This window comes from Loigolactobacillus bifermentans DSM 20003 (assembly GCF_001434575.1).
Classification (GTDB): Bacteria; Bacillota; Bacilli; order Lactobacillales; family Lactobacillaceae; genus Loigolactobacillus; species Loigolactobacillus bifermentans.
The window spans coordinates 1-10,327 of the sequence record NZ_AZDA01000056.1 but is presented as its reverse complement, the minus strand read 5'-3'; the positions used below and the strand labels follow the sequence as shown (position 1 = coordinate 10,327).

Annotated in this window: 12 protein-coding genes and 2 tRNA genes; 1 reads left to right on the top strand and 13 read right to left on the bottom strand. The window is 43.2% G+C overall.

The features are described 5' to 3' along the window. Nucleotides 1–338: 338 nt before the first annotated feature. The 3 genes from FC07_RS07820 to FC07_RS07810 all read right to left on the bottom strand — a co-directional run bounded on the left by FC07_RS07820 (nt 339) and on the right by FC07_RS07810 (nt 1,880). Nucleotides 339–734, bottom strand: a complete 396-nt coding sequence (locus tag FC07_RS07820; protein ID WP_057904567.1) for a hypothetical protein — start codon at nt 732–734, stop codon at nt 339–341. Between the two features lie 33 nt (nt 735–767). Next, complete coding sequence (locus FC07_RS07815) at nt 768–1,139, bottom strand: CvfD/Ygs/GSP13 family RNA-binding post-transcriptional regulator (RefSeq protein WP_057904566.1); 372 nt, start codon at nt 1,137–1,139, stop codon at nt 768–770. A gap of 156 nt (nt 1,140–1,295) precedes the next feature. Then, entirely contained in the window at nt 1,296–1,880 is a 585-nt protein-coding gene (locus FC07_RS07810) for a peptidylprolyl isomerase (RefSeq protein WP_057904565.1), read from the bottom strand. Nucleotides 1,881–2,108: 228 nt separating this feature from the next. Between FC07_RS07810 and FC07_RS07805 the strand changes: the two genes are divergently transcribed. Further along, complete coding sequence (locus FC07_RS07805; protein WP_057904564.1) at nt 2,109–3,101, top strand: NAD(P)/FAD-dependent oxidoreductase; 993 nt, start codon at nt 2,109–2,111, stop codon at nt 3,099–3,101. 30 nt (nt 3,102–3,131) lie between these two features. Here FC07_RS07805 and FC07_RS07800 read toward each other — a convergent pair whose 3' ends face one another. The 10 genes from FC07_RS07800 to FC07_RS07755 form a co-directional block, all read right to left on the bottom strand. Then, nucleotides 3,132–3,788: a TIGR01906 family membrane protein gene (locus FC07_RS07800; RefSeq protein ID WP_057904563.1), complete on the bottom strand. Its 657-nt coding sequence runs from the start codon at nt 3,786–3,788 to the stop codon at nt 3,132–3,134. Next, nucleotides 3,788–4,552, bottom strand: coding sequence for a TIGR01457 family HAD-type hydrolase (locus tag FC07_RS07795; protein WP_057904562.1), 765 nt, complete (start codon nt 4,550–4,552; stop codon nt 3,788–3,790). The genes FC07_RS07800 and FC07_RS07795 overlap by 1 nt, the downstream gene beginning before the upstream one ends. A 12-nt stretch (nt 4,553–4,564) precedes the next feature. Next, nucleotides 4,565–5,152, bottom strand: coding sequence for a YutD family protein (locus FC07_RS07790; RefSeq protein ID WP_057904561.1), 588 nt, complete (start codon nt 5,150–5,152; stop codon nt 4,565–4,567). 4 nt (nt 5,153–5,156) lie between these two features. Continuing rightward, the gene (locus FC07_RS07785; protein ID WP_057904560.1) at nt 5,157–6,542 is read right to left on the bottom strand and encodes a bifunctional metallophosphatase/5'-nucleotidase; all 1,386 of its coding nucleotides are present in this window, start codon (nt 6,540–6,542) and stop codon (nt 5,157–5,159) included. A 162-nt stretch (nt 6,543–6,704) separates the two neighbouring features. Further along, nucleotides 6,705–6,950: a hypothetical protein gene (locus tag FC07_RS07780; protein ID WP_057904559.1), complete on the bottom strand. Its 246-nt coding sequence runs from the start codon at nt 6,948–6,950 to the stop codon at nt 6,705–6,707. Nucleotides 6,951–7,027: 77 nt separating this feature from the next. After that, nucleotides 7,028–7,636: a metallophosphoesterase gene (locus FC07_RS07775; RefSeq protein ID WP_057904558.1), complete on the bottom strand. Its 609-nt coding sequence runs from the start codon at nt 7,634–7,636 to the stop codon at nt 7,028–7,030. Nucleotides 7,637–7,657: 21 nt separating this feature from the next. Then, nucleotides 7,658–8,959: a cation:dicarboxylate symporter family transporter gene (locus FC07_RS07770; protein ID WP_057904557.1), complete on the bottom strand. Its 1,302-nt coding sequence runs from the start codon at nt 8,957–8,959 to the stop codon at nt 7,658–7,660. Nucleotides 8,960–9,155: 196 nt separating this feature from the next. Continuing rightward, nucleotides 9,156–9,227, bottom strand: a tRNA-Asn gene (locus FC07_RS07765). A 50-nt stretch (nt 9,228–9,277) separates the two neighbouring features. Then, nucleotides 9,278–9,349: transfer RNA gene (locus FC07_RS07760), tRNA-Asn, on the bottom strand. A gap of 131 nt (nt 9,350–9,480) precedes the next feature. Further along, entirely contained in the window at nt 9,481–9,792 is a 312-nt protein-coding gene (locus FC07_RS07755) for a hypothetical protein (RefSeq protein ID WP_057904556.1), read from the bottom strand. Between the last annotated feature and the right edge of the window lie 535 nt (nt 9,793–10,327).

Below are 10,327 nucleotides of genomic sequence, written 5' to 3'. Positions count from 1 at the left end.
TCTAAGACCCTACACATTTGATTCGTCGAAACTTTGTTCAGTTTTCAAAGGTCTACTTCGTTGCCTGATGACAACTGTTTCAGTATATCAGGCAAGCGTTTTATTGTCAACAACTTTTTGAAGTTGTTTTGAATATTTATGCAATATCTAATTACTTTATTCAATTGACAACTTTATTAGTTTAACAAGTTGTTTCAAACTTGTCAAGCTCTTTTTTCGTTGTTATTCAACAACCATTTGATACACGTCGTTGACAACAAAAAATATCTTACCAAGATATTCGGCCCAGGTCAATACTAATATTGAATTTTTTTGATATTTATTCGTTTGGTGCCCAATCACTTACTTGGATTCAAGTTAGGCACCCCTGTCACTTCAATGCGATCCAATAAGCCACGCAATTCACGCGGTGCTTTGAAAAAATAGCCTTGCGTCGCTAATTGTTCAATATAGGCCTGTTGTTTCGTAGGTGCCAAACGATTGGCCCATTCAAAAATAAATAATGACATATTCCGTGCTTCAACACTAACATTGGTTAATTCGCTTAAACGCAAATCTGAAACATCTAATGATAGTTTTGTTTTAATGGTCTGTAAAATATTAGCCAAGGGTGTATGGTCTGCTGTATCCGCAGTCAACAGCAAACGATACTGGTCAGCACCTTTCTGGGCAACCAAAAAATGAGGTTCTTTCACCGCATCGATCATTAAGATCGTACCTGCAACTTGACGCATGCTGGCATCTCCTTTATTCAATTCTCTTCTCAATTAAGCTTCGCTGAAATCTTTCAGCGCTTGTTCGATCCATCCTGGCAGCCGCTCCGCAATGGGCTGGAATCCAAAATGTTCTTCCCGACTCGTCCAATAATGCTTACGCCGGAATTTTTGACTATTATACGGTAACTTTTCTAGTGAACGCAAGGAAAGACTGATTTTTTTTGAATACTCATCAATATCCAAAATTTGAACATCAATCAATTGCCCGACTTTCAATAGATGATGAATATCACTCACAAAGCCATGCTGACATTCTGAAATATGGATCAAGCCTTGGTGTTCCTCATCTAATGCAATAAAAGCACCATAAGGCTGAATCCCCGTGACACGTCCTGGCACAACATCCCCAATATGATAAGTCACAAGTCCACCTTCTTTCAAAATTGATTTTCAATCCTTTATTATAGCCATCTGATGAAAGTGACGCAATTATTTCTATCCGTTTAACGTATTTTACGCGATACTGGCATTCCGCACTGCAATCAAAAAAGCCACCTACGAATAGGCAGCTTACTGACGTTAATCTTTAATTGTGACTGTTTCCATGACAACTGGTGTTGTTGGTTTATCTTGCGCATCACGATCCACTTGGCTAATGGCTTGCACAACATCCATGCCTGTAACCACTTGACCGAAAACAGTATGATGACCATCTAACCAAGGCGTCCCACCATCATGATAAGCCGTGATCAATTCTTCTGGCCATTTAGCAGCCTTCATTTGATCAAACATTTGCGCAGGTACGTTTTCGTTAGACACGATGAAGAACTGACTGCCGTTTGTATTCGGGCCGGCGTTGGCCATCGACAATGCACCGTTTAAGTTAAATAACTCAGGTGAAAATTCATCTTCAAATTGACCACCAAAACTACTTTCACCACCAGCACCTGTACCAGTTGGGTCGCCACCTTGGATCATAAAATCAGGAATCACCCGATGAAATGTGACACCATCATAGTAACCTTTTTTTGCTAATGCAATAAAGTTGGCAACTGTTTTAGGTGCTTGTTCTGGGAACAATTGAATGACAACATCCCCGTGGTTGGTTTTGATCGTTGCTTGGGGCCCTGTCGCATTTGCTAAATCTAATTGTGGTAATGTCATTAATTTTTCCTCCTCTTAGTTTGCCAGGTGTTGATCACATTAACGTGCTCTGGCAATTTGGTACTTTTCATATTTTAACACGTTCTCGCCTTTAAAACGATGGCATTTATGGAAGCGTTTTATGATTGCGTTATCACAAAATGAAAAAGTTTAATTTATGGAGAGTGCATGCTACCATCACTCCGCAATTTATGCTAGAGTAAAAGGTATTACGAAGGAGGTCAAATTATGACAGATACAGAACATCTTTACGACTTAACGGTCATTGGCGGCGGCCCTGTTGGTATGTTTACTGCCTTTTACGCTGGTATGCGTCAACTTGATACCCAAATTATTGAAAGTTTACCAGAATTAGGTGGCCAGGTCTCTGCTTTGTACCCTGAAAAAATTATTCGCGATGTTGCTGGTTTTCCTGCGGTTAAAGGGAAAGAACTCATCGCTAATTTGAACAAACAATTGACTGAATTCGATGAGTTCAAACCAGATATCTTTTGTGGCGAAGAAGTGTTAACACTTGCAAAAGATAGTGATGGCTTTACGATCACAACTTCTAAGCGTACCACACGAACGAAGAGTATTATCATCGCAATTGGAAGCGGTGCCTTCTCACCACGACCACTTGCGGCTGACTACGATAAAGCACTTGAGGACAACAAGATCTTCTACTTTGTAAAAGATCTTAACCGTTTCGCCGGTAAAAACGTTGTCGTTGCTGGTGGTGGCGATTCCGCCATTGACTGGGCCTTAATGTTAGAACCCATCGCAAACAAGGTCTCCATCGTCCATCGTCGCGATCAATTCCGCGGCTTAGAATCCAGCGTTAATCGGTTAAAAGCCTCCTCAGTTGAGATTTTAACCCCTTATAACGTGGAAAGTGTTGACGATGCTGGTGCCGACGGCTTAACGATTGGCTTGAAAAAGGCTAAAGCTGAAGATACACTGACATTGACTGCCGATGCATTGTTGGTAAACTATGGCTTCATCACTGACAACAAGGTCTTGAAGAAGTGGGGCTTACCACTGGAACACCGGATGTTAACCGTCGATGCGCATATGGAAACAGGCGTGCCAAACATCTATGGTGTTGGCGATGCCGTCACCTACGAAGGCAAAGTGAAGTTAATTGCTGCCGGTTTCGGTGAAGTACCATCCGCCGTGAATCATTTAGCTGTTTCACTTTATCCTGAACGGAAACAGCCTTTACACAGTTCATCGCTTTAATCAGAACTCAAAAAAAGATCGTCATTGCTGTCACGGCAATGACGATCTTTTTTGGTGCAGGTATGGCAAACTGTGATGACTCCACCAAAGGCCCCCACCTAATAATAGCAACAATAGTGTGATGCCTAGTAAAAAGCAATGCATAAAATAAGCTTCTGGCAACGCGACAATGATCGGGTCTAACCGCGGATCGAATAACCAGTCTTGGTTGCGGAACAACAATTCATGAAACTGAATGAAAAAGTTTTGAAAGCCTAAGCCCATTAGACCTGCAACCATGACTGGGATCCAAATCATCACTTGTAACGGTCGGTAGGCCAACCAAAGCTGTTGCCGCTGCCGTAACCAGTGAATAAATTGCCAGCTAATCCCACCTGTCACCAGAAAAATAAGGTAAAGCCACTGAACGAGCCGCTTCACATCCGTGAAATGCTGGGTTCCATTAAATGAGCTGGGAAATTGTGACATATGCAACGTGGTGACCCACGGCAACATCACATAGCTTAACATTTGCCGATAATTCTTTAAAATCACTTGTGGCGTCATGTGCACTAACTGCGGGATCTTCAACACCACAATGTCTAACCGATACAACCAAACAGACGCAAAGACGGCTAAGATCACCCCGCTTAGTAAGGCGCAAAACAAACAGAGCCAATGGAGAAAACGGCCCAAGCGCCAAAGCATTAAACGTCCCATTCATCTAAATTATGAATCTGGTGGGTTGGTTTCACAGCAACCTTTTCAATATCGGCTGGTTTTGAGAAGCCTGTATAAACCAATAACGTATCCACACCGGCGTTGATCCCGGCCATAATATCTGTGTTGTAATTATCACCCACCATCACGGCTTGATCACGGGTTAGACCAAAACGCTTTAAAGCCGCTTGGAGCATAATTGGTTCTGGTTTGCCGACATAGGTCGCCCGTTGTTGGGTTGCACGTTCCACTAACGCAATCACCGAGCCGGCCCCTGGCACTAAGCCACGTTCATTGGGTAAATTTGTGTCCGCATTGGTCCCGATAAATTTCGCGCCTGAACGAATGGCCAAGGTTGCCGTTTCAAACTTACGATACGTGACATCCCAGTCTAACCCCACCACAACCGAATCAGGCTGGCGGTCATCAAATTGAAAGCCTTGATCGAGTAACGCTTGTTTCAGGCCTAATTCGCCAATTGCATAAACTTTGTTGCCTAAGTTTAAGTCTTTTAAGTAGCTAGCCGTCGCAAGGGCAGCTGTAAAGACATTTTCTGGTTTGATCAACATATCGTAGTTTTGTGTTAAATTATTGGCTACAACCTCTGGTGTTTGGGTCGTATTGTTGGTCAACACTAAAAACGGGATCTGCGCATCCTGTAAGCGTTTAATAAACCGTGACGCAGCTGGTATTTTCTCTTTGCCACGGTAAAGGGTGCCATCTAAATCAATAAAATAGGCTTGATATTTCATGTGTCTTTTCCTCTAATTCTTCGCTTGTTTATTTTTCACTGTAAAATGGCGATGTCGCGAGCCCTTTTGACTGGTCACCACTTTTTGCCCTTCGCGGCGTAGTGGCTGCTTACTGACCCGCTTCTCGGCTTCAGCTGGCTTACGCCGCCGCGGTTTACGATTACGACGCCGCCGCGGTGTTGCCTCCCGTAAACTCTTGGGAATCGTCGGCGCACCGACTTGTGCCAACACAAAATAGGCACAGCCAAAATTACAATACTCATTTAAATAATCTTCTAAACAGCTGATCATTTGATCACGCCGGGCGTGCTTGTTATTGTCACTGTAAAAGCCTTTTAAGCGCAGTTGTTCGTAACCCCAATCCCCAACGATATAGTTGTATTTCAGTAAAATATCGCTAAAGCGTTGACCTAATTTATCCGGATCAAACCCATCACGATAATTTAGGACCAATTCAAAGGGATGCCCATCAATGGTGAGCATATTTTCAGACTCCATTAACACACGTGGTGTTGCTTCAACCTTATCGCTTTGCGCAATTTCTGAGATCTCAGCTGCAATGTTAATGCCTTTTTCTGGTTCAGGTTGTTTTTCACTCATTTGCTCACACCTTTCCTGGACTTGTTTTCATGAAATAATTGGCCACCGCGTTACGCAATACACCTGGAAAAAGGACTTCATTGGCGCCCATAATATCAATTGTCGGATAAAATTGGAAATACAAATAGGTGTCCACACCAGCCAACGTATAGTATTGATCTGGCGCCAGTGGCTGGCCTTGCCACAAAACGGTGCGGTTATCCGCATTATAAGTAAGCCCGTAATATACTAGGTCGCCAAAAATTTTGCCGCGAAATCCCAAACCATGCATCCGATAATGCTGTAAAAAGATCCGATTCTTTTCGATTTCCTGAACTAGACGCCAAACATCGGTTCCACGTAATGTGGTGCGCAATAAATGCATGGCATGCGGTAATTCAGTGTGCAAATCGTCGGCAGTGACCCGCCCTGCCGGAAAACCTTGGTGAAATAAACCGGTATTTAAAATTGCAACATCGGTTCCCGCTGCATCGGCCACCGCTGCTAACGCAACATCGATTGCTGGCGAATGCCCTAATGAGCTCACCGGCAACGCCTGAGGCAATGTGGTGATTGTCTGCGCTTGTAATTGCTGATGACCTGCGCTGGCCCAGCCTTCGATCTCAGCTTCATCTTCTGGCTGTTCTGGCAACTCACTTGTGGTGACCACGCTTATCGTGGTCTGTGTCACCTGGTGTTGCGCAACCGTTAAGCGGATATGGCCCACATGATCGCCAAAGCGCCCTGCTGCCGCCAACCAGCTCTGGTTGACCTGTAGGCCTTCTGGCAACAGATGGTGGGTATGCGAGCCAATAATCAGCCCAATTTCAGGAAACTGTTCTGCAATCCAGCGGTCCACATCTAAGCCTAAGTGCGACAGCAAAATAATGTAATCCACTTGACCTTTTAACGCTGTCAGCAAATCAGGTAACGCATCTTGTGCTAAACGCGGCTCCCAGCCGTTAGGGCGATAAGTCGCAATATAAGGTGCGGTTAAGCCTAAGAGCCCAATCCGCAAACCGCCTGCTGTGGTGATCACTTTTGTAGGCTGGGCCCAAGACGGTTGTGCCCCTGTTTGGCGATCACGTAAATTGCCTAAAATCACTGGAAAATTTGCTTTCTGATACAGTTGATTTAATTGTGTTTGAGAATTACCGATGCCCTCATTATTACCGATCGTCACAGCCGTGTACCCAATTTCATTGAGCAATTGCGTATTACACTGGCCATTGGTGGCTTCGGTTAGCGGATGCGTTCGATCCATTGCATCACCGAGATCGAACGTCAAGACTTGGTGCCCTGCCGCTTGTTGTTGCGCCTTTTGCGCTAATAAATAACGCCGGATCCGCGGCCACATTTCTAGATGTGAGTGCAAATCATTTGTATGAAAAATATCAATTACTTCGCTCATTCCAAAAACCCTCTTTTCAACTCGGCACTTATTCCTATCATATCAAACTTCGGAAAGCGGTAAAAGCATTCCAGTCGAAAAAGCCGCATCAACACGTTGCCGCTACCATCAAAAAAATCCGTAACGTCCTAAACTGCTTCAGGACGACACGGATTTAAATGATCAGTCGCGAATCGGTTGCGCGTATTTCTCTAAAGTTTGCCGAATAGCTGCCACTTGGTCAGCTTGCACCAACGGCAACAATTGTGGAAACAAGCTAAAGGTCAAATAGTCTTGCGACATATGGCCTTCCTGATATTGTCGTGCCGCCAAAACCAGCAAACTATTGACGGCCTGCTGCTTTTCCGGCAACGTTCGCGTCATAATAAACGAGCGGAATGCCGCTAATGATTGCTCAGTTGTTGCCATCTCAATCACCTCAATTTGATAATACCCTTATTTTACCGAGATGATTATTAAAAATCAATGTGTTTTTTAATCTTTTTCTAATTTTTATGTTGTGCTAACCAAGCTTGCTTGCCGTGATACATCTCAAAAACTTCCGCCACCGAAAAAGGCGTGCCAAACGGTGGCACCTGTTTTAAAAATTGCACTTCAGGCGTATCCACACCCACATTGATATTTTCGGCAATCGGCACACTGTAATGATGAATATGACCGTGTAAATTCAACGTTTGCTTGGTGATACCCATCATCAGCGGGTAATGGGTCATAAAAAATTGAAAATGGTCCGCTTTAATCAGCTTCCCCACATCATGAAATTCATACTTGGGTCGGCCAGGCGTGACTTCAAAATTATGCTTGGCCAAAAATTTAAATAGCGCCCGACTATCATGATTCCCTTTGATAAACACAATTTGTCCCGGCAACTGTTCTAAAATGTTCAAAATCTCAGGTTCACTGGGATAATCCCCTGGGTGCATGGCAATATCCCCTAAATGAAAAACCGTGTCTTTAGCCGCAATGCGTTGCTGCCAAGCCTGGATCACCGCCTGATGAAACTGTTCAATGGTTTTAAACGGTCGTGGTGCAAAGTCATTTTGACCTAATAATTGCGTGTGAAAAAAATGTGTATCTGCCGTAAAGTACTGCATGCCTGTCACCTCAGTTGACGTTTACTTCGTCTCTTCTAGCTTACCATGGTCATGTTTAAAGGTGGCATAATAACGCTTGCTCATGGGCTCGTCAAATTCATTTTCAGATTTGGCAATGATCATGGCTGCTAATGAATTACCAACCACATTAACAGCGGTCCGGCCCATATCAACCAAGCGATCGATACCGGCAATAAACGCCAAACCTTCTGCAGGCACGCCAATCGTTCCAATGGTTGCGAGTAATACAACGAAAGAGGCCCCTGGTACCCCTGCCATACCCTTAGAGGTGATCATCAAGACCACCAGTAACATAATTTGTTGACTAATGCTTAAATGAATGTGATAGGCCTGGGCTAAGAATAACGCGGCTAAAGATTGATAAATCGCCGAGCCATCCAAGTTAAACGTGTAACCAGTTGGAACGACGAAGGATACGATCCCGCCACTAACACCATATTTTTGCATTTTTTCAATGATTTTTGGTAACGCGGCTTCTGAACTGGCGGTTGAAAAAGCCAATACCACCTCATCCCGGATCACCGTTAATAACTCAAAAATATTTAAATGCCAAATCCGGGCCACTAAGCCCATGATCACCACAATGAAAATCACCATGGTAGCATAGGCCACCAGCAGAAAGAGCGCCAATGGCTTCAACGCTGCTAACCCAAATTGGGCGATCGTAGTCCCAATCAAGCCAAAAACACCTAATGGTGCCAGTTTCATAATCCAATTGGTTACTTTAAACATCACATCTGCTGTTGCATCAAAGAAGTCCAGTAAGATTTTTCCTTTTTTGCCGATTGCTGCGATTCCCAAACCAAACATCACGGTGAAGAAGATCACAGGAATCATATCTCCTTTGCCTAACGCTTCAAAAAAGTTAGTGGGCACAATGTTCATAATAATGTCACCTAAACCATGATTGCTGGCGGCTTTGGCGGTACTTGCGTATTGCGTAATGGAAACTTTGCTAAGGGTTTGAATATTAATGCTATCCCCTGGCTTTGTCACATTTCCGACTACCAAACCAAGTGCCAATGCCAGCGTGGTCATCACTTCAAAATAGATCAGTGTTTTGCCCCCAACGCGGCCTAGCTTTTTAATATCGCCCATTTTAGCGATACCGACAACCAAACATGAAATCACGATCGGCAATACGATCATCTTGATCAAATTAATAAAAATGGTGCCAATAGGCTGTAAAATGGCAATTGCGGTTTTATTTTGATAAAACAGATCCCCAACAATTAACCCCAGAATAAGTCCGATTAGGATCTGCCATCCCAAGCTGATCCGAAAAAAGCGTTGCTTCTGCATAATGGATTCCCCCGTACTTTTTTGATATAGAATATAGCAAAAGTTTAGCACATATTATGAGAGAAACCGTCATTTTTTCTTCATTTAATTTTAAAAAGATTAAAGTTTTCTTCATCTTAGCGCTTTTTGAAAAGAAAGCGCCTTAAACAGGGTAAACAGCGTACAAAAAAAGCCATCCGCTTTGGATGGCGAATGACTGCCCAGGTTGGGTTCGAACCAACGACCTACGGTTTAACAGACCGGTATTCTACCGCTGAACTACTGGGCAATATTTTGAGCACTTTATGAATAAATACTCGGAAATTAAATTTGGTGCAACTGCCCAGGTTGGGTTCGAACCAACGACCTACGGTTTAACAGACCGGTATTCTACCGCTGAACTACTGGGCAATCAGTTGAGATGTCTCTCAAAGTCAATATATATTTTATACCATAACGGTGGTAGGCTTGTAAACCATTTTTTAATAAAAAATCAATTTAACCGATTAAAAATTGAATACGAAGCTGATGGGACCGCGTTATTAACCAATATGATTTTCTTTAATGATCGTCTCATATTGTTGTTGGCTGGCATCGTCATGGGGTAACCATTCTACCCATTGGTCAAACTTTTCTGGTGGGATCGTATAATGGTCGCTGACATAATCTTCATACTGCCCAATGGCCGTTGAATGCGGAATATTCAATTTAATGATTCGCACTTCTTTGATCAAGCCATTGATCGCGGCGAGCTCTGCACGGCCATTCATCACCATATTAGCAATATCAAAATAAGTTGTGCCATCTAACCGTGTAATTTCTTGAATCAAATCCAGCGTAATATGTGCTGCCATTTCCTGATCCCCTTTCCACAACGCTGTCTATTTTAACCAGTTTTAGTGGCAAAATGCAACTGAAATCGTTGGGAAAAACTTCAAAATACCACTTACGCTAACGGTGCAATCACATCAAAGTTCAGATGAAGCAACGCCTTAAAAAGACAGCTTGACAAAGTCGCGCACTCATCAGAGAAACCGTTTCCGATTCTTAGCCCATCAAGTAAAAAAATAATTGACATCGCTTACAAGTAAGCGTATTATCATGCTTGTAAGGTATTTCATCATTACCTTTAAATCAATTCTCTTTCTCTCTTATGCCAACCACTGTTCCGCAGACAGTGGTTTTTGTATGCAATTAATTTGCAAACTGTTGTGCTGACTGGGATCCTAGTAAACACGTTTTTAGGCGTCCCCCAACTTTAAAGCACCCGTGAGCAATTCATCATATCCTTAATAGCCCCCACTGCAACCTGGCAGTGGGGGCTATTTTGAGACAAAAAAACAGTCTAACATTGGTGGTGAATCGTAATTTGACGGAATTATGATTCAC

What these genes read in the sequence shown, in the direction of transcription:
- FC07_RS07820 (WP_057904567.1), bottom strand. Translation starts at nt 734, where the DNA reads ATGCGTCAAGTTGCAGGTACGATCTTAATGATCGATGCGGTGAAAGAA.
- FC07_RS07810 (WP_057904565.1), bottom strand. Translation starts at nt 1,880, where the DNA reads ATGACATTACCACAATTAGATTTAGCAAATGCGACAGGGCCCCAAGCA.
- FC07_RS07805 (WP_057904564.1), top strand. Translation starts at nt 2,109, where the DNA reads ATGACAGATACAGAACATCTTTACGACTTAACGGTCATTGGCGGCGGC.
- FC07_RS07800 (WP_057904563.1), bottom strand. Translation starts at nt 3,788, where the DNA reads ATGCTTTGGCGCTTGGGCCGTTTTCTCCATTGGCTCTGTTTGTTTTGC.
- FC07_RS07795 (WP_057904562.1), bottom strand. Translation starts at nt 4,552, where the DNA reads ATGAAATATCAAGCCTATTTTATTGATTTAGATGGCACCCTTTACCGT.
- FC07_RS07790 (WP_057904561.1), bottom strand. Translation starts at nt 5,152, where the DNA reads ATGAGTGAAAAACAACCTGAACCAGAAAAAGGCATTAACATTGCAGCT.
- FC07_RS07785 (WP_057904560.1), bottom strand. Translation starts at nt 6,542, where the DNA reads ATGAGCGAAGTAATTGATATTTTTCATACAAATGATTTGCACTCACAT.
- FC07_RS07780 (WP_057904559.1), bottom strand. Translation starts at nt 6,950, where the DNA reads ATGGCAACAACTGAGCAATCATTAGCGGCATTCCGCTCGTTTATTATG.
- FC07_RS07775 (WP_057904558.1), bottom strand. Translation starts at nt 7,636, where the DNA reads ATGCAGTACTTTACGGCAGATACACATTTTTTTCACACGCAATTATTA.
- FC07_RS07770 (WP_057904557.1), bottom strand. Translation starts at nt 8,959, where the DNA reads ATGCAGAAGCAACGCTTTTTTCGGATCAGCTTGGGATGGCAGATCCTA.
- FC07_RS07755 (WP_057904556.1), bottom strand. Translation starts at nt 9,792, where the DNA reads ATGGCAGCACATATTACGCTGGATTTGATTCAAGAAATTACACGGTTA.